We start from the raw sequence: 24,430 nt of genomic DNA, 5'->3' as shown, positions 1-24,430 counted from the left end.
TATAATGAACCAAGTACAATAATGCACACCAGGAGGATTCCGGATGAGAACCGAAAATCAGATTCAATCCAAAATCAACGAATTGACGCTTCAGCGCAGATCTCTGGAGTCGCGGCTGGCACCCTTGTCTGCCGGTGATCCGCAGCGGGCAGCGCTGAATGTCCAGCTAACCCGGCTGGAAGATATGATGATGATGCTCGAATGGGTACTGAACGCACCCACGGGTAAATATCACGCCTAACGGATAGTTAAGGACAATATGTAAGCCCGAACAGATCAGCAGGCAGGCCTACACTGTCAGCTCAGATATAATCGTTGAGCATGGCCTCATACAATATGGCATTGTCATGTTCAAAGCAGATAAATTCAATCCGCTGCAGCGGGAGCTCCGCGGATGTCCGTTCACGCACATAAGTGACGACTGAATCCAGCGCCGTCTTGCAGGCCAGCTCTTTGGGAAAGTTAAATATTCCGGTACTGATGTTCGGAAAGGCCACACTCCGTGCTCCGTAGGAGCATGCCAGACTGAGGCTGCTGCTATAACATTGGGATAAAATAGCCGTCTCGCCTGCAGTGCCCCCTTTCCAAATCGGTCCTACAGTATGAATGATTCCCCGGAACGGGAGAAGACCTGCTGTGGTTACCGCGGCTTGTCCCGGGAGTATTCCGCCTTGCTTCTGCCGGATTACAGCGCATTCTTCCGCAATGCGGGGTCCGCCTGCCCGGTGAATCGCCCCGTCCACTCCCCCGCCCCCGTAGAGACCTGAGTTGGATGCATTCACAATCATCTCACCCTGCCAGGCGGTAATATCGCCTTCACTTACTGAAATCACTACATTGTTAACGGTGATTTGCATGTTCGGCCTCCTGTTTCGCCGCAGTCTCCAGCGCTTTAATCAATTCCTTCTCCCCCCTGCGGGCAGCCTTGCCCGGAAAAGATAAATGTTCAAACCGGACTCCCTGCAGCGCGGCCTGGCTGAGATTGCTGAGCATATAATTCTGCGCGTCGGATAACACCATCTCGCCCCGTCCGGCAGCAACCCTGCACAGCGCATGCGTGATGAAGGACTCTTCGTCCGCCCCGTCAAACAGTGTGAATTGAAACAAAGGGACTGCTTCCGGCAACTCCTCATTTGGAGAGAAAGTCTGATGATATACAGAATACATCAAATGGCCGGTGTAGGCTCTGGATGAATCATTCTCCCGTTCAGCAAGCATTCTGCTGTTCTGAAAGGCAATAATTCCGGCGGCGAACAGCAGAAACAGCACCACACTTCCAATCAAAGTAAATATTCCCTTCACCGCCAATCGCATGAAATGGACAATACCGTTTCTATATTATCATGTAGAGAAGTCTGCCGTGAATGGCCCAGACGCAAGAAATGTTTATTTAAGCGTTTCATCTATAAAGTTATTTTGAGATATTCAAATTAACAGTTGAAACTTCCCGTGGCATGTCTCATAATGAAGTGGAGCAAACTGATTTGTCAATCCATACGAAATCAAGGGAGGATACCTGGAAATGAAATTTTTCTTGGATACCGGAAATATTGAGGAAATCAAACGTATTACCCGCCTCGGATTAGTGGATGGCGTAACGACGAACCCGTCGCTGATCGCCAAGGAAGGCAGATTGTTTAAAGATGTAATCAAGGAGATCGTGGCGATTGTTCCCGGTCCGGTCAGTGCTGAAGTTATCGGTCTCACAGCGGAAGAGATGCTTAAGGAAGCTTACGAAATCGCTGAATGGGCTCCGAATGTCGTAATCAAGCTGCCAATGACTGAAGATGGTCTTGAAGCTTGTTATGAACTGACTAAGAAAGGCATCAAAACTAACGTTACGCTCGTATTCTCCGCTGCTCAGGGCCTCATGGCAGCCAAAGCAGGTGCTACTTATATCAGCCCGTTCGTCGGACGTCTGGACGATATCGGCGTTGACGGCATGAAGCTGATCAAGGATCTGAAGACCATTCTTACCAACTATGGCCTGAAATCCGAAATTATTGCAGCCAGCATCCGCAATATCGCCCATGTAGAGCAAGCAGCTATTGCCGGCGCTCATATTGCGACCATCCCGGGTTCACTCTTACCTTCCCTCTGGAAGCACCCGCTGACAGACAACGGAATTGAGCGTTTCCTGAAGGATTGGGAGAAAGTGCCGCAAGTTTAAACTCATAACGGTTTTTTAGTTCGAGCCCCTTTCCGCGAACGCGGAGCGGGGCTTTTTGTTGTTTGCTGTCCCGCAAATGCCTTGACCAATTTGATTGTTGTAATTATAATTGTCATGACAACTATATTCGAAGGAGCAAATTTATGCCGCATTCTTCTCCGCAGCAATTTCTCGGTTTCCTGCTGGGCTCCACCCACCGCAGGATTACCACCGGATTTGCCAGGGCTCTGAAGCCTTATGATATTACTCCCGAGCAATGGTCGGTCCTGCTCATGATCTGTGACCGCAGCGGAATCAGCCAGAAGGAGGTTGCCGCTGCTGCCGCCAAGGACCAGCCGACCACTGCACGGATCGTTGAGCTCCTGCTCAAGAAAGGGTTCATCAGCAAGTCAATGAATCCCGGTGACCGCAGGGCTTTTCAGCTCTACGCCACAGAAGAAGGGCAGTCGCTTATCGGAAATACGCTCGAACTCGAGCAGCAGACCATTAATACTGCCGTGGCCGGACTGAATCCGCATCAGCTTGAAGAGCTCCGCAGCATGCTGGAGCTGATCTACCACAACACCAACCATCAAGAATAGGAGCATACACCTTTGAGCAATTCAACAGAACGTCTTTGGACCAAGTCCTTCATTACTCTCACCCTATGCAATCTGCTGCTGTTCACGGGCCTGCAGATGACCTTATCCACCCTTCCGGCGTATGCGGAAGGTACACTGCATGCAACTTCCGTGCAGGTCAGCCTCGTAACCAGCCTATTTGCACTCAGCGCTATCGCTTCCCGTCTATTCTCGGCCAAAGCCATGGAGAAGGGCGGCCGTAATCTGCTGATCTTCCTCGGACTGTCCGTTTCACTCGCGGCCGTGGCCGGCTACTACTTCGCAGGCAGTATCGCCGCCCTGCTGCTGCTCCGGATGTTATTCGGCGTTGGCTTCGGAATGGCCAGTACTGCCTTTCCGACTATGGCCTCGGATGTGATCCCTGTCCGCCGGATGGGTGAAGGCATGGGTTATTTCGGGTTGTCCACCAGTCTGGCGATGTCCGCCGGTCCGCTGATCGGGCTCAGCCTGCTGCAGGGACCCGGCTTTGGCTCCCTGCTCCTCGGCGCGGGAGCTGCGCTGGCCATCATCTTCCCGCTGGGCTACCGCCTGGCCAAAACCTTGCCCCCGCAGCACAAAGAGCCCGCAGGAGTACCCGCTTCAGCCTCCGGGGGTGGGGCGTACCGCAGGCTGTTTCTTCCCTGCCTGCTTAACTTCCTGTTATCCATCTCCTATGGCGGGCTGATTGGCTTCCTGGCGCTCTTCGGAGCTGAGAAAAACCTGTCCCATGTAGCCTACTTCTTCCTGTTCAATGCCGTTTCGATTGTGATTATCCGTCCGCTGTCCGGCAGGATTTATGACCGCTTTGGCCCGGCAGCCCTGCTCATCCCGGGAAGCCTGTTTATCGCCGGCGGTTTGCTGCTGCTCTCTTTTGCATCAACGACAGCTGCACTGTTCCCAGCCGCCCTATGTTACGGCTTCGGCTTCGGGTCGATGCAGCCTGCACTCCAGACCTGGATGATCCAATCCGTAGAACCGCGCCAGCGCGGACTGGCTAACGGCATGTTCTTTAACTCCCTTGATCTCGGAGTCGCCATCGGCACCTTGCTGCTTGGAGCAATTGCCTTATATACAAGTTATGCCGTTATGTACAGATACTCCATAATCGCACCTGTCCTGCTGCTCGTAATCTACCTCTTCGTCTATGCATCACAGCGCAGCCGAGGACGCCACTCTCATGCACACGAAGTAATCAGCCATACCTAACCCCGCTACAGTTCAAATACCTTCCAATGCCCCCATGACATCAGCAGCAGCGAACCATCTGCGGTCCAAGTGCCACTCCGCTGAACCGAATGCTGCTGTACAGGGCGGCGCTCATCGTTCACAAACTGGAGTCTGATATTCGCCAACGGCAAAAAAACCGCCCGGCGTATACACGCGTAGACGGTTCTGCAGACAATCGGTTGCTCTCAGTCCTGTAAAGCTCCTACCGATACAGTCTCACGCACCGCAGCCGGAAGGAACGGATTAGGCTGCCCCAGGCTGTAGATATGAAGCAGATGCATCGCCCGGGTACAGGCTGTATAGAAAAGCTTGCGTTCATGCTCACGGCCATATTTCTCTGCCGAGCCATCGTAGATAATTACCGCATCGAACTCCACGCCTTTTGCCAGATAGGCGGGCAGCACCAGAGTACCCTTTTGGAAATTAGGCGTTTCCTTGGTAACCAGCCTTACCGGCAGCCTGCTCTGCAGTTCATTATGCACCCGTGCACTTTCTTCCGCTGTTTTGCAGATAACAGCTACATAATGATAGCCCTGTGCATGCAGATTCAGCACATCCTGCTCCACCGAGGCCAGCAGGTCGTCTTCACTGTCCACGACCGTCAGCAAAGGCTCCTCGCCGCGCCGGTTAAACGGTACGATTTTCTCCCCTCCGGGAATCATCGCCCGTGTAAACTCGACAATCTCATAGGTGGAGCGGTAGCTGCGGGTCAATGAGATTACTTCCGTGTTCACTTCGCCATAGATGCTGACCAGCCCGGCCAAATCCCCCAGCACCTCACCTTGCGCGTAGATTGCCTGGTTGAGATCGCCCAGGACAGTCATTTTGGCCCGCGGAAAGAGCCGGCGCATGAATTCCAGCTGGAACGGCGAATAATCCTGCACTTCATCGACAATCACATGACGGATCAGTGTATTGGTACGGAAGCCCTGACTGAGCTCCTTCAAATATAGAAATGGTGTCGCGTCTTCATAGGCCAGTTCGTTCCCGGCAAGGGTAGTCAGCGTGAAGCTGCAGATATCATCCCATACATCAGGCAGAACCTGGCTGCTGTTCAAGCTGTTCATTAACTCCCGGTCGGTAAACAGCCGGCTGTACAGCCCCTTCACATCAACGAACCGTCCGCGTTTGGTCCAGCCGCGCAGCGGCTTGAGGCGCTGGCTGACGATATAACGGGCGAGCATGATTTTCTCCGTTTCAAAATCATCAAAGCTCTCATTATGCCCTCCGCCCTTGCGGCGCATCATATTATAAGCACGCTGATAGTCGCTGTTGTCCATAAGCTCAATCTGGTCCTCGACCCATGATGCACTGCGTTCCTCAATGCTAAACGCGGCTATTCTTTTGAGCAGCCAGCCCGTCATCAGTTCGATCCGGTTAGCCAGCTTGATATTCGGATCATAGCTATAGAACTGGCGCTCCATCTCTTCCTTGCCGACGACCGCACGCCCCTGGAACATCAACGGCTTGAACATCATGCCTTCGTGCTCCAGCAGGTTTACATACCGCCGGATGACATCCAGGAACGATACGGAGGATTTATAGGTAATCCCGGCTCTGCGTATGGAGGCTTCCGGCCCATCCGGCGCATTCAGCAGGCTCTCCGTCTGATTGAACACATCCTCCAGCTGAAACTCCTGTCCAAGCCGGTGCTCCAGATACATCTGGAAGGTGGTCTGCTGCATATTCTCTTCACCGAGTTCAGGCAGGACGGTCGATACATAGCTGTTAAACAGCGGGTTCGGTGAAAAGAGCAGCATCTGGTCTGCCTGCAGCACCTCGCGGTATTTGTAGAGCAGGTAGGCTACCCGCTGCAGCGCCGCTGAGGTCTTGCCGCTTCCGGCCGCACCCTGCACAACCAGCATCCGGCTTCTGTCGTTGCGGATCACCGCATTCTGCTCCTTCTGGATGGTCGCTACGATGCTCTTCATCCGGTCATCGGCGCTGTGGCTCAGCACCTGCTGAAGCAGCTCATCGCCGATCGTTACGCCGGTATCGAACATCACTTCGATCTCTCCATTATCGATTACAAACTGGCGTTTGAGCTCCATGTTCCCCGTAATTAATCCGCCCGGTGTGTCATAGGCAGCCGGACCCGGCGCACCGTCATAATACAGGCTCGATATCGGGGCCCGCCAGTCATAGATCAGGAAGGTTCCGTTATCCTCCATCAGTGAACCGATGCCCAGATAGATTTTATCTGCCGCAGTATCCGTGGATTCCGAGAAATCAATCCGGCCAAAGTAGGGGGATACGACCAGCTTTTTATATTTTTTGAGCGCTTTACTGGATTGGAGATGATGGCGTTCGCGTTCGTTCAGGATCTGTGCCTGCTGCCGCAGGCTGGTTGAGGTCTCGCCCAGATCGTCAGGGCTGCTGAAGTTCACGGTAACTTCTTCCCAGAAGTCCTTACGCATATCCACGACATCTGTACGGTGGAGTCCAAGCTCCTCCGACAGCAGCCGGATGTGTGTAGATAACTGCCTGGTAATTCCGGTGACCCGCTCCTGCTCCTCTTGCCACTCGTGATCATGTTTATCCAAATCATTTCATCCCCTTCAGAAGGTTGACATTCATAATTCTTCATGTTATAATTAAATTGAATAACTATGTTTTTTTAGTTAGACTTTATTTGATATCTTTTTATATTACCAACTCTTTAGCGCTTTTACAAGTTTCCGGCACAATTTATTCAATAAGTTAAGAATTTATATGCTTCACGCAATACATAACCTTATGATGTATATCTTCATCCGGTCCCTCTGGGACCGGATTTTTTGTTCTTTATATTTCCCCCGTCATATCGGCAGAGTCCTTCTCGTCCGTGTTCATCCGGTTAATCTGATCAGCCACCCTATCCAGACGATCCAGCTGATAGCCGTAATCATATATTGCCGCTGCCACCACGGACAACCGCAGCTGCCCCGATTTCTCAGAATCATATCCGTGGATAGCCGCCTCCAGAAAACGGTCGTTGTCTTCTGCCAGAAGTTCAGAATCATGCGCACCCGGCTTCAGCTTATTCTCGAATTTCAGCAGGATGTACTCATGATATTTGATCAGCTGCTCCAGATGCCGGTCAAACAGCTTATCGGTACGTTCTGTTCGCTCGGCCTGGAAGTAATGCCGGTCTATAGCCTCCAGCACCTGAAACCCCTTCTGCAGAGAATTTAGCAGATTCTTATACACCACCATCTGCCTTGTCTGGCTGTATTTCGCCCTTCTTAGCTGCTTCTGCTCCTCTTCGAACAATGCATACTTGTCAGCCAGCGCCTTAATGGAACCCTCTAGAGCGTTCTTCTCATCCCGAAATACACTTTCCTTCATTTCATGCGATACCGCAGTCCTTAACAGCAGTGATAGGCTGGTGAATACATTCTCAATCTGCTGAATGTACTGCTTGCGCGGCTTCGGCGGAAAGACAGCGATATTAATAATGAATGCCGACAGAATACCGGTCAGCGTCAGCAGAAAACGGGTGAGCGCAAATTGCCACTGCCCGGAAGCCTCCATTACGGAGATTACGGTAACAAGCGTCAGGCCGATCGTATCGGCGCGGTTCATTTTCATGCTGATCATAATCACCAGAATACATACCAGCCCGACCGCAATCGGTTCATTGGACAGCAGCATTCCGCCCAGCAGTGCTATCACAGCTCCCATGGTGCTGGTCTGAATCTGATCGAGGAAATACCTCCATGATCTGTATATGGATGGCTGCATTGCAAAAATAGCCGCTATAGCCGCACCGACAGGGGAGGCGAAATTAAGTAGAACGGACAGATAAAGTGCGAGCGTGACTGCCATTCCTGTTTTGAGTATGCGGGCACCAAAAGCCAAATCCATCCCTCCTAAAGAGCTTAATCTATTTCAATATAGATGCTGTGATTAAAAATTTATGTATATCCTGAAGGTATTCGATAAATCTCTAATAATTGCACACACATTATTACCCATGAAGCACGCTGGCGAATTTTAGTATGGCTTAAGCCAGGTTTAAGGATTCTTTCAGCTTTCAGGGAATAATGGGTACATGTCAGCCAACTCACAACTCAGAAGAGGTGAATCATGAACAACCCTATCCAAAGAATCACTGCATTCACTGCAGCCGTAATGCTCACTATGGCACCGGCTGCCGCTTTTGCAGAGAATCCATCTGCCGTAACGCCTACTTCCTCACCGGATTCCATACACGCCGGCAAGGAGCATGGGCATCCTCACGGCGGGATTAAGAACTTTCGGGCCGGAGGCCATTTCATCATCAATGAAACGGCTAAGCTGCTTGAGATGGACCGTTCAGAGCTGATAGACAGCCTCAAGGCAGGCAAGACACTCTCCGCCCTCGCCCAGGAGAAAAAGGGCTGGAGCGAAGATCAGTACATCCAGAAGCTGAGTGAAGCCGCCAGCCTCAAGGTGGACGAGTCCGTCAAGGACGGCCGGATTACGAAAGAGGATGCCGACAAGCTGAAGACCGGGCTGCCCGTAATGATCAAGCTGAGCCTTAGCCGTGCGGCCCAGTTTCACCAGGCCAAGCCTTCACAGCAGCCTGCTGCGCCGAAGACGCGCTAAAGCTACAGTCAATAATGCGGATGCCCAGCAGATTACTTGCGGGCATCCTTTTTGCCGTGCGGTCCTGACCCCTGGCGTTCCCTGAAGTTCCGGTAAGCCTCGAAGCAGGCGGCAGACAGCATCAGCCATGCGCCGCTGGCTGCGTATCCGCCGATCACATCACTGGGATAATGCACTCCCAGATAAATCCGGCTCCAGCCGATCCCGCCGGTCATCAGTACGGTGAACAGAATCAGGATGAACCGCTCGCGTCTGTTGTGCATATGCCTCCAGAGAAGATAGGCAATCACCCCGTATAATGAGAAGGCAGCCATAGAATGTCCGCTTGGAAAGCTATACCCGGCCTGTTCAATGAGTCTGTGTACAGTGGGACGTTCGCGGTGAAACCACAGCTTCAGCAGTGTATTCAGCAATTGGGAGCCTAAGCCTACCCACAGAAACAAAGCCAGTTCCATCCGGTGCTTCAAGGCGAAGAATAATATAGTCATAGTCAGCAGCGAAATCCCGATAGCCAGTCTCGAAGAGCCGACGAGCGATAGGCTTTTGGCCAGCGCAGTGAGCGGCGGCGATTCCATAGATTGCACGATATGTATAACGGCACGGTCAAAGCCTGCAGCTCCGCCCTGTTTAACTAATACAGCGATCAGGATAAATCCCAGCAAAAACCATATAAAACGGCGAAATCCGCCGGACCAGTAATGATAATAAAGCATAACTACCCCCTTGTCTATTTCCGCGCCCGATGACAGATTTCCTGGGAGCATCTCTCCCGTGTTATAATTGCCTAAGAAGTTAATTCATATAAAAATGGAGTGCTGCCAAAGTGGAAAGTCTAAAATTGCAGGAACGTTTGTTGAACCAGTGTATCTCAACAAAAGTGCCCGTGACCATTTTTACAACTAACGGAGTCAAAATGCAGGGACTCGTAACCTCTTATGACGCTTATACTATCACCTTGCAGGGTCAAGGTGACGGCAGACAGAACGTACTCTTCAAATCGGCAGTCTCCACGGTAGTGCCGTTGAAGCCCGTCTCACTCAAATAAGCAGTCCCGCCCGGCGCATCTCTGGGCCTAACACCTACAAATTAACCGTCCTGAATTCAAAAGGAACACCGGAGCAAGCCATTCCGGTGTTCCTTTTGCCATAGTTGCCTGGCAGGACAAGCATTACACGTAGCAGCTACTAACCGGTCCGAAATAACTATCCGGCAAATACGGCAGGCATGACACAGACTGGCTTGGACAATTCCGCCGTATTTCCTGTGAAGGTTAATCGTCCACCATTAGCATCCAGTGAGAAGACCACCAGATTATTGCCGTCCCGGTTGGCAACAATCAGATAGCCTCCGTCCGGCGTTACCGAGAAGTGGCGCGGATGCCCCCCTCTTGTGGATACATGCTCCATCAATGTAAGCTCAGCCGATGCCGGATTTACACTGTAGACAACGATACTGTCGTGGCCGCGGTTTGAACCGTACAGATATCTCCCATCCTTGGAAAATGCAATTTCAGCACAGCTGTTATTGTCTGACGGGTAACCTTCAGGAAGTGTCGATACCGTAAATGCCGTCTGCAGAGTCCCTGCAGCAGCATCATATAGGAAAGAAGTTACGGTGGAATCCAGCTCATTGATCACATAAGCGGATTTGCCATCCGGATGGAACACGAAATGGCGTGGTCCCGCTCCTTCATGCAGTGCAGTATCTCCAAGCGCTTCAAGCTTATTCGCTTCTCTGTTAATCCGGTAGGTCCGGATCAGATCCAGCCCGAGATCAGACACAAACAGGAAACGCTCATCCGGACTGAAGATAGCCGAATGCGGATGCGGCCGGTCGTGGCCAGGAAGATCACTATGACCGGTATGTACTGCAATATCCGTCAGGGCTTCGGGTATTCCGTCTGCATCCAGGGTGAGCAGTCCTACCGTTCCCCCGTGATAGCTGCATACTACAATATGTTCGCTTTCAGCATCTCTATTGATATTACAGGTCGTGGTTTGACCTGTGCCTGCGGCAGGCATCGTCGGAGTCCGCTTCAATTCACTCAGCTTACCGGTCTTAGGCTCAATCGCGAAGGTTACAATCTCTCCCTCTTTGCCGCCCTCCCCACTTGGCTTCTCGCCAATCGCATACAGCTTCAGCCCGGAAGGGTCCACATTTACGAACGTCGGGTTCGTTATGCCATCAGCTGTATCCAGCCGCTCAAGTGTACCTCCGGCTTCACCGTCAAAAGCAAACACCTGAACCCCGCTCTCCTCAACCGTTGCATAAGAGCCGGTAAACAACAGCAGCTTCGTATTCTCATTCATCTGGGTAATCCTCCTCCAACTTGTGGTTATGGATGCATATCAGCCATCTATATAATTTACAGTTTTTCGTGAGGTATGACAAATGCAACGGAAAAAATGACAAAAAACATTTCAAAAATAAGACTTCTCAAAGCAAAAAGAGTATGTTATAATGAAAGCGCTAACATCGATGTTAATTAAGTATAAAGGGGGAACACGAATGAGCAGCCTGCTGGAAGCCAGAAATGTATATGAGGACTTCGAGGTGGAGACAGACATTCTGTTCTTTAAGGTCGGGGACCATGACCTGGTCATTTTTCACGGCAGAAACTACAACATTAAAAAGAGAATGACTGCCGAGCAATTGAACCGCTTATTGTCAAGCAACAGCTATTATCATGTGTACGGGGGCTGCTACGTTAACCTGAACAAGATCAGTTCCATCGAAGATGACTGTATCTACTTCGGTGAAATGGGCTTGTATGCCAAGTCTGTGCGTGTTCCCAGACGCAAACAGGAAAGCATCCGCCATCTGCTGAGAGGACTTAGCTCCTAAGGCGGATACATATCCGCTGCCCGCTAATCCGTAGAATACAGCATGGAATCATTTTTATGCATTCAATGTCTCTCTCATCTGGCCGGAGCGTGCATGGGGAAACCTATTGCTGCTCCGGCTTTTTCCTGTTTCTTAATGGAATCTTAAAAAGTTATTATGCTTTTTTATACTTTCTTAAGGTTTGGAATTCTGTTTTCTGGTAAAGTTGTAGAAAGACAGGCACCACCTATATTGAAGGGAGTCATTAATTATAATGGACAAAAAAGATTTCAACGAAAATGGACAGCTTGAAAACGGCGGAACGCCGGAAGAGAACGACACTTCTGTAGTTACCCCGGAAGATGGAATTGAACCTGCGGAGGCCGTATCTGACCCTCAGGAGGAAGTAATGATTCCGGCAGAACCTGTACAAGCTGCAACAGAAAGCTCCAGCAGCGTGCATTCTCCGAAAATTGAAGAAAGCGTTCCCGTAATGAACAAGGTAGGCGACGGTACTCCTCCTTCCAAGCCGGCCGCACCTGCGGGTGGTAAAGGCTGGATGATCGCCTCCATCATATTGGCAGCGGCATTAATTGTAGTCCTGATTGTGCAGCCTTTCAAGAAAGACGACAGCAAGATCGCTGTTGCTACCGTTAACGGAACGGATATCACGAAAGCACAGCTTTACGATAAATTGGTTGAAGCAGGCGGGGAATCCACGCTGCAGAACCTGATTACTACCACTCTCGTGGATCAGGAAGCGAAGAAAGCCAACATTACCGTAACCGATGAAGACATTAACCAGGAGATCGCAGACCTGATCACCCAGTTCGGCGGTGAGGAAGCCCTGAATTCTGCTCTGCAGCAGAGCTCCATGACTCTGGAAGACCTGAAGAAGCAAATGCCTTTGCAGGTTGAAATCCGCAAGCTGGTTGAACCGAAGGTTACCATTACGGATGAGGATATCTCCAAATACTATGACGAGAACAAAGCTACCTTCAATCAGGAAGAAGAAGTTCGCGCTTCCCACATCCTCGTTGAAACCAAAGAAGAAGCCGATGCCATCGTCAAACAGCTGAAAGACGGAGCAGACTTCGCCACAATCGCTAAAGAGAAATCTGCAGATACCGGTTCCAAAGACAAAGGCGGAGACCTCGACTTCTTCAAACGTGCCGATATGGTTGCTGAATTCTCCGATGCAGCCTTCAACATGAAGGTTGGCGAAACCAGCGGTGCTGTGAAGACCGATTACGGTTATCACATTATCAAGGTTACTGACCGTAAAGAAGCACATGAATACACGCTTGCTGAGAAAAAAGAGGAAATCACCAAGACTCTGAAAGCGCAGAAAGTCTCGGAAATGTCTTCTACCTGGCTGGCTGATTTGACCAAGAATGCCACCATCACCAATACTTTGACCGATACTCCAGATGCATCCGCTACTCCGGCAGCATCTGCCGCACCAGATGCCAGCGCAGACCCTGCTGCTGCAACAGAAGCTCCAGCCAAGTAATCTATTCATTCCTGCATAATATGCACATACCTAAAGAGGACAGGCGGATTCCCGCCTGTCCTCTTTGCTGTCCGGCCTTAGGCCCGGGCACAGTGGTCAATGATTCTTTTTACGGATCTGTTTGTCATGATTCGCGCCCCACTCCTTGGCCTGCGCGGTTGCAATGGCAATCGCCTGCCCCTCCTCATAGCCATCCTCAAGCAGCGCATTGGCAATTTCCACAGCCTTGTTGCGCACTGGTGCAGTGAAGTTCTTCAGAGAATCCGGATAGTCTCCTTTATTCCATGGCATAACAAAAACCTCCTTGATCTGACTATACTCATACTTAGCCGGATCAGGGAGGTTCTAAACCACTTATTGTTATGTTTCCTTATTTAATGACTTTCACACGCTCTTCGATCGGCTGGAATTCCTTCTCTCCCGGAGGGGTTACAGTTGTACCGAATGGCAGCTGCGCAATCAGCTTCCACTCTGCCGGAATACCGAATGTTTCTTTGACTTCATCGTCAATCAGCGGGTTATAATGCTGAAGCGAAGCGCCCAGACCCTGTTCTGCGAAAGCTGTCCACACTACGAACTGCAGAATCCCTGAGGACTGGTTGGCCCAGATCGGGAAATTCTCTGCATACAGTGCAAAGTTCTCTTGAAGATGCTTCACTACCGCCTGGTCTTCGAAGAAGAGCACGGAGCCGTAACCGGCTTTGAAGGAGGCTAACTTCTGTGCTGTCCCTTCGAATTGTTCAGTGGGAACGATTTTGCGCAAAGTCTCTGCAGTGATATCCCACAGTTTATCATGTTGTTCACCCAGCAGAACCACGGCTCTGGAGCTCTGGGAGTTGAAGGAAGTCGGGCTATGTAATACTGCCTCTTCAACGATCTTCTGGATCTGTTCATCAGAGATTGGCGATTCTTTACTGATGGCATATACGGAACGTCTACCTTTTACCGCTTCGAAAAAGCTCTTAGACATAAAATAACTACCTCCATTTAATTAAGTAACTTACTTTTATAAATCTTAACACTTTTCCTACCGGAATACAACTCTTATTCACAACTTTCTCCTGTCTGCTTGCTTATGCTTATATATCAGCTCTTAGTGTCGCAGTATTGGCAGTAATTATACGCCTTCCACTATTTTCTATAAGCTGATCTTTACATTTAGAAACATGGCACTAACTTTTCGTATATACAACCTGTCAATAAATACGCTACAATGATTCAGCAAAAGTGCAGAAAGAAGGTCAATTCATGAGCTCCCCTGTTAAGGATGGAACTAAAAGAACAATGAAATTCACATTATTAATGCTGCTAAGTTCTGCCTTGATTTTAAGCGGCTGCAAAGAAAGAGCTTCGACATCTTTAAATGCAGCGGCCGCGGTTACAGAACCTGAGACAGCTATAGATTCCACTGCGCCTGTGTCCTTCTGGGTCGCTACCGATACACATTATCTGGATAAAGCGCTTGAGGATGGCGGCCAAGCCTTCCAGACCTATGTCACGGGCGGAGACGGTAAGATGCTTCCCTACAGTGATGAATTGACTGAAGCCCTTGTCTATGATGTGGAACAGAAGGAGCCTGAATTCCTCATTCTCAGTGGCGATCTCACCAACAATGGTGAAGCAAGCAGCCATAAAGAATTAGCCGCGAAGCTGCACCGGATTGAGGCAATGGGTACCAGCGTATATGTTATTCCCGGTAACCACGATATTAATAACCCTTGGGCCAGATCCTTTGACGGTGACAAGCAGGTGGTTGCAGATCATATTAACGCGGAGGATTTCCTCGCGACCTATGAGGATTTCGGTTACCATGAGGCGCTATCCCGGGATGCTGACAGCCTAAGCTATGTGGTTAAGGCCGCTCCAGGCCTCTGGCTTCTGATGATTGACAGCGCCCAGTATGCACATAATGAAGAGTACAATTTCCCGCAGACAGACGGGCGGCTCTTACCTTCAACCTTGTCCTGGATGGATGAAAATGTGAAGCTGGCCGCACAGGAGCATGCCTCGATCATTACCGTAATGCATCATAATCTGTTAAGCCACACCTCCATGGCGGTATCCGGCTTCAAGCTTAACAACAGCCAGGAAACCATGAAGACACTCCGCAAGGATGGCCTCAATCTGGTCTTATCCGGACATATCCATATGCAGGATATCCGCCGGGACCCTTCTGCAGATTCTATTGATCCGGCCATGCCTGTATACGATATTGCTACTAGCGCAATGGCAGTTAATCCCCATCAGTACGGCGCGATGACGTTTGATCCGGTCTCCCGTGCTTTCACTTATAATACGGCCGCAGTAGACGTGGAGGGCTGGGCTCAAGCGAAGGATATTACCGACCCTCATCTGCTGAACTTCAAATCATATGCTGAAGAGACCTTTGCAAGTGAATCTTATGAGAAGGCAATGACCAGACTGAAGGATAGCACCTTTACAGCGGCTCAGAAGCAGTCGATGGCCGAAGTCATGTCCAGGCTGAACGTGAAATATTTCGCTGGCAGCGCAGCTGACTCACTGGATGAGATCCAAGCCATGCCGGGATACAAGCTGTGGGAGAGTATGGAGGGCGGATTCATGTCCGGGTATATCCGCAGTATGGCCGAACACTCCGGTCAGAGCAATGTATCGCTGGAGATGGTTCTGACTACACAGTAACCGACATTATTTGAGAGGAGCATGCTTAGTGACAGATACTCATGAATCCCCGCCAGGCAGCAGCCTGCCAGAGATAATCTCCAAGCCGGCGCACCGGGCGCTGGCCGGAGCCGGTATTGTAAGCCTGGAGCAGCTAAACACAATTACAGAAGCAGAGCTGTTGAAGCTGCACGGCATGGGTCCCAAGGGCATCCGTATTCTCCGCCAGGCACTTGCAGACAAAGGGCTTGATTTTGCTAAGTAAGCTGGTTTAGTGTGACGCTCAACGGGATACATCAAACAGCGGCAGCCATGGACGGGATGAAGTCCTGAGCTGCCGCTGTTATGTTGTACTGGCTTAGCCAGAGACATGGGCAAGCTTTAACTGTATTTTGTACAACTAAAGCGAGCCAATATGCCTAAGAAAGAGATTTAATTGCACTCTGTACTCTTATATAATTCTTTTTTGCCGAAGAAGAATACTTTGCTCAATTTTAATTGTACAGAATACAGCTATGTGCCAGGCGCTCCTTACTGCCTGCTTATAAGGAAAAAGGAATTCTTCATTTCCTTATAAGCGCTACCGCAGAGAAAACCGCCAGAGAGAAAATCAGCCAGAGCGCTTCAATTTCTTGTGTAATATAATAAATGGCTCCGACAACCACAAGCCCTGTTGCATTAGAGATAACAAGCCGCTTTACCAGCGATTCCCCGGCTAATCTGATGACAGCAAATTGAAGCATACTAAGCAGGATATGCAGAGGGTACAGAATTAAAAAGAACAGCACAAACACAACGAATCCGCCGGGGCCACTGATATATGAGGTCTCAGATACTAATGAATTATCGATGCCCGTGATCATTATGCCGTATAACACACTTAACACTAGCGAGAATAGGCAGATGTTCATTAAAAGTTCTCTTTTAGCTTTGTCCATGTTCTAAACTCCTAACAGAAGTCTCTCATCCACATCGTGGAGAGAGACCTTCTTTCTGAAGTCCGCAATATTTTTTATTTCGCGGTTACATCTTTGATTCCCCTCAAGATTCTATAAACTGCAAAGCACGTCTGGTATGATAATCAGTAATTCCCTTTGCTGTCTGCTGATCCGGATAACCTCTATGAACCAGCTTTAAGCCCGCCGAGATCAACGAAAGATGATGATGATATTGATAGAACAGCTTCCTGTTTACATCGAGATTATCATTCTTCAGATACCGGTAGAAATCGCCAAAACGGAATTCCATAAAACTGTGCTCGTGCTCAATATCGTAGAATCCGGCTCCTTCAATATCAATCAAACAGGGTTCAAGCTGATCCGTAACCAGCACATGGTTAGGACCAAGCTCTCCGTGAATATATCCATAACGGCTTCTGGGTTCTATTTTGGACTCAAGGTTGTACAGCATATCGAGCAGCTTACCCTGATTCCTGCGGATAACATCAATATATTCAGAGGCATATGACAACTGAATTATAGCATTTTGCAACTGGATAAGATGACATTGTCCCGTGTCGGGCTCGGTCTGATCCGGTTTTCCGTAAATTTCGCTTTCCCCCGCATGCATGCCCGTAATCATGTCTCCCAGGCGTTGAAAGATAGTATCCTTAACCCTGGAATCAGAATGATTGAAATAGGCCTCGGCTGCTTGCCCGGCTACATACTCAACAAGCGCATAATCAAAATCATAAGGATTCCCTTCCTTATTCATATCATAGAGAGCAGGCGTCCGGATAGAATGTTCGAGTAAATATCTGTTGTTTATCTCAAATTGTTCACTGCCGTAGGATTGCTCATTCGTATTCTGATTCACAATTTCTTCTTGAAAATAATTCATGGTAATATCCCACACATACAGAACGCAAGAAAATCCATTAGTGCATTCTATCTTATAGACCACCTTTTGCGCGCCACCATGCAGCTTCGTAACCATTGCAACAGAATAACTTGTGCCAAAGACCTTCCCCAAATACGCCTGTAAGACAGCAGCATCGAGATGACAATAAATTTCCAAGGAACAACACTCCGCTTCTTCATTTATTGCCGGCTACCCCACTGTATTATATTTCCCGGAAAAAATATAGACTGTTTCTTTCCGTTCTGTTATTATGTTGAATTAGGTCTTGAATAAAATCGGCATACAAAACAGTCCTTGGAATCCTTCCAAGGACTGTTTTGTATTTGCCGAAATCCCCCGTATACAGCCCCTGCTCTCTTACTCCGTTTGGACTGCCAGCAGCTCCAGAATATCCAGGTTATTGTTCACGGAAATCAGCTTATCCTTATACTCACAGTTCTCAATAAACCGGGGAAGCTTCACGTGATTATAATCCCTGTTCCACTCTATAAACTCCCGGACACTTTCAGGAGTCTCACGCTTGTTACTTACGGCCACTCCGGACACACGCTCCTCATGCCTCTTCCATATTCGCTCTTCTTGTACGGATAACGGCGGCATAAGCACGATGATCTTGTCTGCAGCCAGTAAACTTGGCCCTACCCACGCACGGTATACACCTTCGATGATCCATGATTCACGACTGACGATTTCTTTTAGCTTACGGTCCCGCTCTTCCTCCGGCGCTTTTACTCCATATACATCCGCTTCATTATCCCAGAAAATATCATCTAACTCGTAATGGGGGATATTCAGCTTCCGGCTCATTAATGCGGATATGTAGGATTTCCCGCTCCCCCCGCCGCCTATAATATGTAATTTCATTTCCAGTCCCCTCGCTGATTAAAATACTCCAAGTAACATTCCGCCCGCTGAACCAGCTACAACGACTACCCAAGGCGGAAGCTTCCAGAAAACCAGCATAATAAATAGAATGGCGGCCAGCGCGAAATCCATCGGCTCCACAATAGCTGAAGTCCACAGGGGATCATACAAGGCAGCAAGTAAAATCCCAACAACAGCTGCATTAATCCCGGCCAAGGCTCCCTGAATTTTCAGGCTTTTTCTTAAGCTGTTCCAAAAAGGAAGTGTGCCGACTACAAGAAGAAAGGCCGGCAGGAAGATAGCGGACGTGGCAACGATTGCTCCGGTAACACCTCCGGTCAGGGCCCCAAGGTAACTTGCAAAAGTGAACAACGGGCCCGGAACTGCTTGCGTGGCTCCGTACCCCGCCAGGAAATCTGCTTGGCTAACCCAGCCTGTAGGAACTACTTCTCTTTCCAGAAGCGGAAGCACGACATGTCCGCCGCCGAATACCAAAGAACCGGAACGATAAAAGCTGTCAAATATCGCTAACCCTCCGGTCTCTGCTGTTCCTCTTAATAAAGGGAGAGCTACTAAGAGACCAAAAAATAATAGTAAACAGAGAATAGCAAAGGTTCGGCTGATTGAAACGTGAAGGTCTGCTGTGCCTTCCGCAGTTTTTTTGCGATAAAGCCAAACCCCAACTATGCCAGCTGCAGCAATTGTAAGTACCTGGCTGTAGGCTGTCTGCCAGGACAATGTAACAGCTGCTCCAATAACAGCGATGGTTACTCTTTCCCGGTCAGGCGTCAGCTTTTGCCCCATGCCAAGAATAGCATGGGCAACAACCGCCACAGCAACGATCTTCAGTCCATGAATCCAGCCTGCACTGCCTATATCATAGCCTTGAAGCAAAAAGGCAAACGCAACCAGCGCAATGACAGAAGGTAAAGTAAAGCCTAGCCACGCAACAACCCCTCCCAGCAAACCTGCTCTTACAACACCGATACCGATACCAACCTGGCTGCTCGCCGGACCAGGGAGAAACTGGCAAAGAGCTACCAGATCAGCGTAGCTCCGTTCATCCATCCACTTCCGGCGGCGTATATACTCATTGTGAAAGTAACCCAGGTGAGCGATCGGTCCTCCAAACGAAGTAAAACCCAGTTTAGCAGATACAAGCAGCACTTCAAGAAGGGCCCCCCCTCTCCCCTTCTGAATATCTTCCGGTACCTTCTGCTCATCCGTCTGCATTTACATTGCCCCCTTGATTTTGAACTGCACAGCCTAGACTCTACTGATTTAATGTATCCAGCATTTCCTCGCATCTGCTTAACTTCCTGAACGATCCGCTTCATACAGCTTCTTCATATGCTCAATATGAGAAACTCCCCAATCATTCAATACCTGCAGCACAGAACTTAATCCTTTCCCATATTCCGAGATTGAATATTCAACCTTTGGCGGGATCTGATTGTACACTTCACGGTGCACGATATCGTTATACTCTAGCTCCCTTAACTGCTGGGTGAGCATCTTCTTGTTAATATCAGGAATGGATTTCTGCAGTTCTCCGAATCGCATGGTGCCTTTGTTAATTAGCTGAAGCAGAATAACAGGCTTCCATTTCCCGATCAGAATGTCCAGTGCCGATTCAAACTTACAATACGATTCCATAGCCTCCAGCTCCTTATCCTGCGTATGGTTACTTATTCTTAACTATGTTTATTAAAAGTGCCTACTATCGCGTATTGCTTCATTGGGGCTATTATACAGTAACAGACAGCTAAAACGTATCAGGAGGAGTCATTTATGAATATTGCATTATGGATTGTACAGGGAATTGCAGCAGCAGGTTTTGTATATTCGGGCTGGCTTAAGGCCTTTCGGTACGGGCAGGCGAAAAAATCCTGGGGATGGGTATCAGATGTTCCCAAGGCATTTGTGGTCTTTATAGGGGTAGCCGAACTATTGGGCGCACTTGGATTGATACTTCCTTATGCGCTGAATAGTGTACCTGTGTTAACGCCGGTTGCCGCAGCAGCCCTTGCAGTGACTGTCCTAAGCGGCGCCCTTTTCCATATCAAACGCAAGGAATACCGGGAGATCGGTGTGAACATCTTCTTCATCGTGTTGGCTCTAATTGTCGCGGTTGGCCGGTTCTGAACGAGAATGTCAAGGTAGTCCTACTCAGCTGGCGGAAGGCCCGTCCAGATAGTCCAGGACAGAAAAATGCAAACCGCCGCCATTACTAAAAAAACAGCAGAAACCCGGGTGTTTGAACGGAAATTAACGCCATAGGCTGTAAAAAAGATTGCTGCTGCTAATTTAGAAGTAAGCTGATAATAACCATTTTGTGGTAAAGAGGAACTGCTGAATATGACGGCCGCAAGCAAAGTGGTAATAATAAGAATCTTAAACCACAGAGGTTCTGTTAAGAATTGTTTGTAGATTAGAAAAATCCGCTGCATCCTCGCCGCCCTTTCATTTATCTGAAATTTTATCCTTCTCTTTAATTTCACTATACCTGAATATAAAAAAAACCGGAACCACCTAATTTCTTAGGGGTTCCGGCTTCATGCTTACCTCTTTAAACCTTACGGACGGTCAATCCAGATATATCCGTCTTCATCCACTTCAACGGAAGCATGTAGACCTTGTGCCAGAACGCGCAGCGGCACATAAGCATCTCCGTATTCATCCACGAATACAGGCTGTGGAAGCTTCACGGTAGCGCCGGCAATCTGTGCCTGTGCGGAGCCGATTTTGAATACCAGCAGATCGCCGTAGACATCATCGGTTACATTAATCGCGCGATTAGCCGCATCCCACTCAACAGAAGCTTCCAGGTCCTCTGCAATATAGCGCAGCGGAACATAGGTTGTGCCATTGTCCACGATAGGATAATAGTAATCATCATCCGGTGCGATCATCAGGCTCTTGGACGTAATTCCCATATCATCCTTGAGCAGGTTATAGACCGCAGAGCCTTGTTCAAAGCTTCTCAATGTCTCACCCGGAGTAAGCTCCGCTGAGGAGAAATCAATGCCGCCGGTTGTGCTGATCGGATCAGCAGTTACAGGGCCATTCACGTTCCAGGTCTCTGAAACCAGCTTCACATTGATACTCTGCAGCGGCAGATCTTCACTGGCCGGAAGAGCAACCTTGAGATCAATGTTCTGTTTACGGACATGGAAACCGCTATCCACGAACAGGTCCACGGTCAGCTTCGTATCTTTGCCAAGAACAGTCTTCAGTTCAGGTGTGCTCTCATAGAGACTCTCAAGCTGCTTGTCGTAGACCAGCAGGAGAGCATCCACTGCCAGCTTGGCAGCATCATGCGCTACAGTGACTACGCCTTCTTTGTCATCCAGTGGGATCTCTCCGAAGCCAAGACTATTCAGATCTTCACCTGAAGCCTCCAGAAGCGGATACAGATAATCATAGAGGCCGCTGATCAGGGCAGTGAAGCCTTCAGTGTCTTTGGAGATCGATCTCAGGAAGCTCTTCAGCAGCACTGGAAGCTCTTCACCGGTAATTTCCGTATGTAGCTTCGTTAAGCTCGTCTGCTGGCCATATACAGATTCCGATACTGAGGCAACCGTAATTGCTCCAGGATTCGGCAGGTTCTTCACCACGAACTGGGAGATCAGCTTAGAAAGCTCCAGTGTCTTCGTCTGATCCAGACCTTCTATGCCGAGTGTGTCTTCATATCCCTGAATCGGGAAGTAGAACGGCTGCTTGGCTCCTTCAGCGGTAAAGACAATATTCGCCTGATCCATGAAGAAGGAGAACGGAATTTTGGATTGCTTATACCCTACAATTCCCGATGCCGAGACATTGCCGTTGTCCTGCAGCTTCACACTTCCAAGCGTAAGGGATAATGAATTAATAAGATCGACAATCTCCTGATCCTCCGCACGGATGCCTACTGCAGGAACAGCGCTTAAGCTAAGCGTCGTACTTGATTCTGAGGATTTCACATCGAGATCCCCAAGCAATGCCTTGTTGACATCAAATCCGCCGACGGTTTGGCAGCCTGCCAGGATCAGCAGCAGTGCAAGAAACGGCACCAGCCATTTAGTTCTTGCTTTCATTTTCTTCATAGCATGTCTCCTCTAGCTCATAATGTGGTAACGTATCCATCATCTCAAAGGAGGAAGGATTTGTAAATGTAGAGGACAGAATCTATTATTCCTTCAAAAGGTAAATAAACTCCGCCACTCTATAGATACCCAATCTTGGAAAAAGAGAATCTTTACCAACGCAAGTACCGCTAAATGTGCGGGATAAAATGACCACCAGACCCAGCGTGGCAGCCGTCTGCGCTCCAGTAATATCCAGAAGCCCGGAGTCAGCGCAATGAGAAGGGTAGGCACAATACTGGCCATCTGCACCAGCCAATTATAATAGAACAAATAGAATCCATTCAGCGCAAAATGTGCCAGCACAAGCCAATACGAGCGGGTATAACGGAAAATCAGCACCAGAAGCAGCCCGTATGCATTATAGTCCAGCGGCAGAAGATCCATGAGCAGCACCGCAACGATAACTACCGGAACCCCATACCACAACTTCGGCAGCTTATCTAGCAGCGTAAGCACGGCAGCAGACAGCAGGAGGGTGAACACCACATTCCATCCACCGGGGTCCAGCGCCAAATTGTACGGAATCTGGGCAAGCAGGGCGATCATCAGCAGCCGCCGCAGGTAGCGGGGTCTCGATGAAGTATGTATATGCCCTTGCACCAGCGCGTAGCAGTAAATTGGAAAAGCAATTCGCCCCACATATCTCCAGGCCAGCTCGCCCGGAAAAAAAATATAGCCGATGTGGTCAATCAGCATGGTCAGCATGGCAATAATCTGCATCTGTGGCCTCCTGTCACAGCTATGTATTAGTATACGCCTTAGATGCTATTATCCATGGCCGGGCGGGATGCTGCAAGTGTTGCACGGAATCTTTATGTCAAAAAACCAGAAATGCCCCCTGTCAGGGAGCATTTCTGGCGGTATTTCAAGCCTAAGCCGTCTTCGACTTATTATAAATATCAAAGCCTACTGCCAGCAGCAGCACCAGACCCTTGATGCCCTGCTGCCAATCTACGCCGAGGCCGACGAGCGACATCCCGTTATTCATAACACCCATGACGAGACCGCCGATGATCGCACCAACCACTGTCCCGATCCCGCCGGAAGCGGAGGCTCCACCGATGAAGCAGGCCGCGATGGCATCCAGCTCGAAGTTGGTTCCGGCTTTTGGTGTCGCAGAGTTAAGCCGTGCAGCGAATACCAAGCCGGACAGTGCAGCGAGTACGCCCATGTTGACGAATACCCAGAAGGTAACCCGTTTGGTTTTGACGCCGGAGAGGCTCGCAGCCTTCTCATTGCCGCCCAGTGCATAGATATGCCGGCCCATCGTCATATGGTTCATCACGAATGAATAGATAACGATCAGCACCATCAGGATCACTAGAATGTTCGGAATCCCGTTATATTGAGCCAGTACATAAGTGAACAGGTTGATCACAATCACCAGCGCCGCTGCCTTGGCAATCGAAATCCAGGCGGGAGCTTGTTCAAAACCGTATTTCACGGTAATTTTACGGCTGCGGTATTCCTGATAAATAACCAAGACAGACAGGACCACTCCAATGACCAGTGTCAGCACATTCGTAGAGCTGCCGCTGAAGATATCGGGGATGAACCCCGAGCTGATCTTCTGAAAAGTCTTAGGAAAAGGCGCTATCGACTGTCCGTTCAGCACGATCATCGTTAAGCCCCGGAACAGCAGCATACCTGCCAGGGTGACGATAAACGCCGGGATTTTGATATATGCGACCCAGAAGCCCTGCCATGCCCCAACGAGTGCTCCCATTAGGAGCGAGAGAACCACGGCAAGCACAGGATTCATGTTCATATCCACCATCATAATGGCGGACAGTGCGCCGATGAAGGCGGCTACCGAACCAACGGACAAGTCGATATGCCCGGTAATAATGACAAGCACCATTCCGATGGCCAGCACCAGAATATAGCTGTTCTGCAGAATTAGATTGGTTACGTTCAGCGGCTTCAGCAGAATGCCGTCGGTCATAATTTGAAAGAAGATAGAGATAAAGATCAAGGCGATGATCATGCCGTATTGGCGGATATTCTTTTTGAAAAGTTCAGTAATGGCTCCCATGCG

28 protein-coding genes are annotated in these 24,430 nt (G+C 49.4%); 11 read left to right on the top strand and 17 right to left on the bottom strand.

Going from position 1 to position 24,430, the window contains the following annotated elements; translation table 11 throughout:
• Nucleotides 1-43: 43 nt before the first annotated feature.
• Nucleotides 44-241 (top strand): periphilin-like transcriptional regulatory Lge1 domain-containing protein, encoded by a 198-nt coding sequence (locus tag R50912_RS14605; protein ID WP_039298117.1) that lies wholly within the window; start codon nt 44-46, stop codon nt 239-241.
• Between the two features lie 61 nt (nt 242-302).
• On the opposite strand, the gene R50912_RS14600 is transcribed toward R50912_RS14605, so the two are convergent.
• Together R50912_RS14600 and R50912_RS14595 are read right to left on the bottom strand one after the other, a co-directional pair.
• Complete coding sequence (locus R50912_RS14600; protein WP_042235876.1) at nt 303-857, bottom strand: macro domain-containing protein; 555 nt, start codon at nt 855-857, stop codon at nt 303-305.
• The gene (locus tag R50912_RS14595) at nt 841-1,284 is read right to left on the bottom strand and encodes a hypothetical protein (protein ID WP_042235874.1); all 444 of its coding nucleotides are present in this window, start codon (nt 1,282-1,284) and stop codon (nt 841-843) included. The genes R50912_RS14600 and R50912_RS14595 overlap by 17 nt, the downstream gene beginning before the upstream one ends.
• Nucleotides 1,285-1,522: 238 nt before the next feature.
• Between R50912_RS14595 and fsa the strand changes: the two genes are divergently transcribed.
• The 3 genes from fsa (at nt 1,523) to R50912_RS14580 (ending at nt 3,975) form a co-directional block, all read left to right on the top strand.
• Nucleotides 1,523-2,170 carry a fructose-6-phosphate aldolase gene (gene fsa / locus R50912_RS14590; protein ID WP_042213033.1) on the top strand — a complete coding sequence of 216 codons (648 nt, stop codon included), beginning with the start codon at nt 1,523-1,525 and terminating at the stop codon, nt 2,168-2,170.
• A 143-nt stretch (nt 2,171-2,313) separates the two neighbouring features.
• A complete protein-coding gene (locus R50912_RS14585) occupies nt 2,314-2,751 on the top strand; it encodes a MarR family winged helix-turn-helix transcriptional regulator (protein WP_042235870.1) in 438 nt (145 codons plus the stop codon).
• 12 nt (nt 2,752-2,763) lie between these two features.
• A complete protein-coding gene (locus tag R50912_RS14580) occupies nt 2,764-3,975 on the top strand; it encodes an MFS transporter (RefSeq protein ID WP_042235867.1) in 1,212 nt (403 codons plus the stop codon).
• Between the two features lie 5 nt (nt 3,976-3,980).
• Here the strand turns inward: R50912_RS14580 and R50912_RS34955 are convergent, their stop codons facing one another.
• The 3 genes from R50912_RS34955 to R50912_RS14570 all read right to left on the bottom strand — a co-directional run bounded on the left by R50912_RS34955 (nt 3,981) and on the right by R50912_RS14570 (nt 7,836).
• The gene (locus R50912_RS34955) at nt 3,981-4,121 is read right to left on the bottom strand and encodes a hypothetical protein (protein ID WP_156123125.1); all 141 of its coding nucleotides are present in this window, start codon (nt 4,119-4,121) and stop codon (nt 3,981-3,983) included.
• Between the two features lie 60 nt (nt 4,122-4,181).
• On the bottom strand, nt 4,182-6,539 hold the full coding sequence (helD, locus tag R50912_RS14575; RefSeq protein WP_042235863.1) for an RNA polymerase recycling motor HelD: 2,358 nt from the start codon (nt 6,537-6,539) through the stop codon (nt 4,182-4,184).
• A 241-nt stretch (nt 6,540-6,780) separates the two neighbouring features.
• Nucleotides 6,781-7,836, bottom strand: coding sequence for an FUSC family protein (locus R50912_RS14570; protein WP_042235860.1), 1,056 nt, complete (start codon nt 7,834-7,836; stop codon nt 6,781-6,783).
• A 228-nt stretch (nt 7,837-8,064) separates the two neighbouring features.
• On the opposite strand from R50912_RS14570, the gene R50912_RS14565 reads away from it, so the two are divergent.
• A complete protein-coding gene (locus R50912_RS14565; RefSeq protein WP_042235857.1) occupies nt 8,065-8,565 on the top strand; it encodes a hypothetical protein in 501 nt (166 codons plus the stop codon).
• Nucleotides 8,566-8,597: 32 nt separating this feature from the next.
• On the opposite strand, the gene R50912_RS14560 is transcribed toward R50912_RS14565, so the two are convergent.
• Nucleotides 8,598-9,278 (bottom strand): phosphatase PAP2 family protein, encoded by a 681-nt coding sequence (locus R50912_RS14560; protein WP_042235855.1) that lies wholly within the window; start codon nt 9,276-9,278, stop codon nt 8,598-8,600.
• 110 nt (nt 9,279-9,388) lie between these two features.
• On the opposite strand from R50912_RS14560, the gene hfq reads away from it, so the two are divergent.
• A complete protein-coding gene (gene hfq, locus R50912_RS14555) occupies nt 9,389-9,610 on the top strand; it encodes an RNA chaperone Hfq (RefSeq protein ID WP_039298097.1) in 222 nt (73 codons plus the stop codon).
• A 157-nt stretch (nt 9,611-9,767) separates the two neighbouring features.
• On the opposite strand, the gene R50912_RS14550 is transcribed toward hfq, so the two are convergent.
• The gene (locus tag R50912_RS14550) at nt 9,768-10,874 is read right to left on the bottom strand and encodes a lactonase family protein (RefSeq protein WP_042235852.1); all 1,107 of its coding nucleotides are present in this window, start codon (nt 10,872-10,874) and stop codon (nt 9,768-9,770) included.
• Between the two features lie 199 nt (nt 10,875-11,073).
• Here R50912_RS14550 and R50912_RS14545 point away from each other — a divergent pair, with 199 nt between their 5' ends.
• Both R50912_RS14545 and R50912_RS14540 read left to right on the top strand, forming a co-directional pair.
• A complete protein-coding gene (locus R50912_RS14545; RefSeq protein ID WP_039298093.1) occupies nt 11,074-11,409 on the top strand; it encodes a LytTR family transcriptional regulator DNA-binding domain-containing protein in 336 nt (111 codons plus the stop codon).
• A 253-nt stretch (nt 11,410-11,662) separates the two neighbouring features.
• Nucleotides 11,663-12,901 (top strand): peptidylprolyl isomerase, encoded by a 1,239-nt coding sequence (locus R50912_RS14540; RefSeq protein ID WP_042235850.1) that lies wholly within the window; start codon nt 11,663-11,665, stop codon nt 12,899-12,901.
• Nucleotides 12,902-12,997: 96 nt separating this feature from the next.
• Here the strand turns inward: R50912_RS14540 and R50912_RS14535 are convergent, their stop codons facing one another.
• Both R50912_RS14535 and R50912_RS14530 read right to left on the bottom strand, forming a co-directional pair.
• Nucleotides 12,998-13,192: a DUF2188 domain-containing protein gene (locus R50912_RS14535; protein WP_042235847.1), complete on the bottom strand. Its 195-nt coding sequence runs from the start codon at nt 13,190-13,192 to the stop codon at nt 12,998-13,000.
• A 79-nt stretch (nt 13,193-13,271) separates the two neighbouring features.
• On the bottom strand, nt 13,272-13,871 hold the full coding sequence (locus R50912_RS14530) for a nitroreductase family protein (RefSeq protein ID WP_042235844.1): 600 nt from the start codon (nt 13,869-13,871) through the stop codon (nt 13,272-13,274).
• 314 nt (nt 13,872-14,185) lie between these two features.
• Here R50912_RS14530 and R50912_RS14525 point away from each other — a divergent pair, with 314 nt between their 5' ends.
• Nucleotides 14,186-15,562 (top strand): metallophosphoesterase, encoded by a 1,377-nt coding sequence (locus tag R50912_RS14525; protein WP_197073082.1) that lies wholly within the window; start codon nt 14,186-14,188, stop codon nt 15,560-15,562.
• Nucleotides 15,563-15,590: 28 nt separating this feature from the next.
• Nucleotides 15,591-15,806 carry a helix-hairpin-helix domain-containing protein gene (locus R50912_RS14520; RefSeq protein ID WP_042235843.1) on the top strand — a complete coding sequence of 72 codons (216 nt, stop codon included), beginning with the start codon at nt 15,591-15,593 and terminating at the stop codon, nt 15,804-15,806.
• A gap of 298 nt (nt 15,807-16,104) precedes the next feature.
• On the opposite strand, the gene R50912_RS14515 is transcribed toward R50912_RS14520, so the two are convergent.
• From R50912_RS14515 to R50912_RS14495, 5 genes are all read right to left on the bottom strand, one after another.
• Nucleotides 16,105-16,479: a hypothetical protein gene (locus tag R50912_RS14515; RefSeq protein WP_042235840.1), complete on the bottom strand. Its 375-nt coding sequence runs from the start codon at nt 16,477-16,479 to the stop codon at nt 16,105-16,107.
• A gap of 103 nt (nt 16,480-16,582) precedes the next feature.
• Complete coding sequence (locus tag R50912_RS14510; protein WP_042242392.1) at nt 16,583-17,512, bottom strand: phosphotransferase; 930 nt, start codon at nt 17,510-17,512, stop codon at nt 16,583-16,585.
• Nucleotides 17,513-17,758: 246 nt separating this feature from the next.
• Nucleotides 17,759-18,265, bottom strand: coding sequence for a P-loop NTPase family protein (locus tag R50912_RS14505; protein ID WP_042235838.1), 507 nt, complete (start codon nt 18,263-18,265; stop codon nt 17,759-17,761).
• An 18-nt stretch (nt 18,266-18,283) separates the two neighbouring features.
• The gene (locus R50912_RS14500; RefSeq protein ID WP_042235836.1) at nt 18,284-19,498 is read right to left on the bottom strand and encodes a chromate transporter; all 1,215 of its coding nucleotides are present in this window, start codon (nt 19,496-19,498) and stop codon (nt 18,284-18,286) included.
• Nucleotides 19,499-19,576: 78 nt separating this feature from the next.
• Nucleotides 19,577-19,921: a winged helix-turn-helix transcriptional regulator gene (locus tag R50912_RS14495; protein ID WP_042235835.1), complete on the bottom strand. Its 345-nt coding sequence runs from the start codon at nt 19,919-19,921 to the stop codon at nt 19,577-19,579.
• Between the two features lie 135 nt (nt 19,922-20,056).
• Between R50912_RS14495 and R50912_RS14490 the strand changes: the two genes are divergently transcribed.
• The gene (locus tag R50912_RS14490; protein ID WP_042235833.1) at nt 20,057-20,410 is read left to right on the top strand and encodes a DoxX family protein; all 354 of its coding nucleotides are present in this window, start codon (nt 20,057-20,059) and stop codon (nt 20,408-20,410) included.
• Nucleotides 20,411-20,841: 431 nt separating this feature from the next.
• On the opposite strand, the gene R50912_RS14480 is transcribed toward R50912_RS14490, so the two are convergent.
• The 3 genes from R50912_RS14480 to mmsB all read right to left on the bottom strand — a co-directional run bounded on the left by R50912_RS14480 (nt 20,842) and on the right by mmsB (nt 24,427).
• Nucleotides 20,842-22,350: a copper amine oxidase N-terminal domain-containing protein gene (locus R50912_RS14480; protein ID WP_052416327.1), complete on the bottom strand. Its 1,509-nt coding sequence runs from the start codon at nt 22,348-22,350 to the stop codon at nt 20,842-20,844.
• A gap of 93 nt (nt 22,351-22,443) precedes the next feature.
• Nucleotides 22,444-23,112, bottom strand: coding sequence for a TraX family protein (locus R50912_RS14475; RefSeq protein WP_042235828.1), 669 nt, complete (start codon nt 23,110-23,112; stop codon nt 22,444-22,446).
• A gap of 151 nt (nt 23,113-23,263) precedes the next feature.
• The gene (gene mmsB / locus R50912_RS14470) at nt 23,264-24,427 is read right to left on the bottom strand and encodes a multiple monosaccharide ABC transporter permease (protein ID WP_042235825.1); all 1,164 of its coding nucleotides are present in this window, start codon (nt 24,425-24,427) and stop codon (nt 23,264-23,266) included.
• Nucleotides 24,428-24,430: the final 3 nt, after the last annotated feature.

The organism is Paenibacillus sp. FSL R5-0912 (assembly GCF_000758605.1).
In the GTDB taxonomy this organism is placed as follows: domain Bacteria; phylum Bacillota; class Bacilli; order Paenibacillales; family Paenibacillaceae; genus Paenibacillus_AQ.
This window is presented reverse-complemented; position numbering and strand designations above follow the sequence as displayed.

What these genes read in the sequence shown, in the direction of transcription:
- mmsB (WP_042235825.1), bottom strand. Translation starts at nt 24,427, where the DNA reads ATGGGAGCCATTACTGAACTTTTCAAAAAGAATATCCGCCAATACGGC.
- R50912_RS14535 (WP_042235847.1), bottom strand. Translation starts at nt 13,192, where the DNA reads ATGCCATGGAATAAAGGAGACTATCCGGATTCTCTGAAGAACTTCACT.
- R50912_RS14515 (WP_042235840.1), bottom strand. Translation starts at nt 16,479, where the DNA reads ATGGACAAAGCTAAAAGAGAACTTTTAATGAACATCTGCCTATTCTCG.
- R50912_RS14475 (WP_042235828.1), bottom strand. Translation starts at nt 23,112, where the DNA reads ATGCAGATTATTGCCATGCTGACCATGCTGATTGACCACATCGGCTAT.
- R50912_RS14505 (WP_042235838.1), bottom strand. Translation starts at nt 18,265, where the DNA reads ATGAAATTACATATTATAGGCGGCGGGGGGAGCGGGAAATCCTACATA.
- R50912_RS14600 (WP_042235876.1), bottom strand. Translation starts at nt 857, where the DNA reads ATGCAAATCACCGTTAACAATGTAGTGATTTCAGTAAGTGAAGGCGAT.
- R50912_RS14480 (WP_052416327.1), bottom strand. Translation starts at nt 22,350, where the DNA reads ATGAAGAAAATGAAAGCAAGAACTAAATGGCTGGTGCCGTTTCTTGCA.
- R50912_RS14545 (WP_039298093.1), top strand. Translation starts at nt 11,074, where the DNA reads ATGAGCAGCCTGCTGGAAGCCAGAAATGTATATGAGGACTTCGAGGTG.
- R50912_RS14560 (WP_042235855.1), bottom strand. Translation starts at nt 9,278, where the DNA reads ATGCTTTATTATCATTACTGGTCCGGCGGATTTCGCCGTTTTATATGG.
- R50912_RS14490 (WP_042235833.1), top strand. Translation starts at nt 20,057, where the DNA reads ATGAATATTGCATTATGGATTGTACAGGGAATTGCAGCAGCAGGTTTT.
- R50912_RS14530 (WP_042235844.1), bottom strand. Translation starts at nt 13,871, where the DNA reads ATGTCTAAGAGCTTTTTCGAAGCGGTAAAAGGTAGACGTTCCGTATAT.
- R50912_RS14525 (WP_197073082.1), top strand. Translation starts at nt 14,186, where the DNA reads ATGAAATTCACATTATTAATGCTGCTAAGTTCTGCCTTGATTTTAAGC.
- R50912_RS14565 (WP_042235857.1), top strand. Translation starts at nt 8,065, where the DNA reads ATGAACAACCCTATCCAAAGAATCACTGCATTCACTGCAGCCGTAATG.
- R50912_RS14540 (WP_042235850.1), top strand. Translation starts at nt 11,663, where the DNA reads ATGGACAAAAAAGATTTCAACGAAAATGGACAGCTTGAAAACGGCGGA.
- fsa (WP_042213033.1), top strand. Translation starts at nt 1,523, where the DNA reads ATGAAATTTTTCTTGGATACCGGAAATATTGAGGAAATCAAACGTATT.
- R50912_RS14550 (WP_042235852.1), bottom strand. Translation starts at nt 10,874, where the DNA reads ATGAATGAGAATACGAAGCTGCTGTTGTTTACCGGCTCTTATGCAACG.
- R50912_RS14495 (WP_042235835.1), bottom strand. Translation starts at nt 19,921, where the DNA reads ATGGAATCGTATTGTAAGTTTGAATCGGCACTGGACATTCTGATCGGG.
- R50912_RS14500 (WP_042235836.1), bottom strand. Translation starts at nt 19,498, where the DNA reads ATGCAGACGGATGAGCAGAAGGTACCGGAAGATATTCAGAAGGGGAGA.
- R50912_RS14585 (WP_042235870.1), top strand. Translation starts at nt 2,314, where the DNA reads ATGCCGCATTCTTCTCCGCAGCAATTTCTCGGTTTCCTGCTGGGCTCC.
- R50912_RS14605 (WP_039298117.1), top strand. Translation starts at nt 44, where the DNA reads ATGAGAACCGAAAATCAGATTCAATCCAAAATCAACGAATTGACGCTT.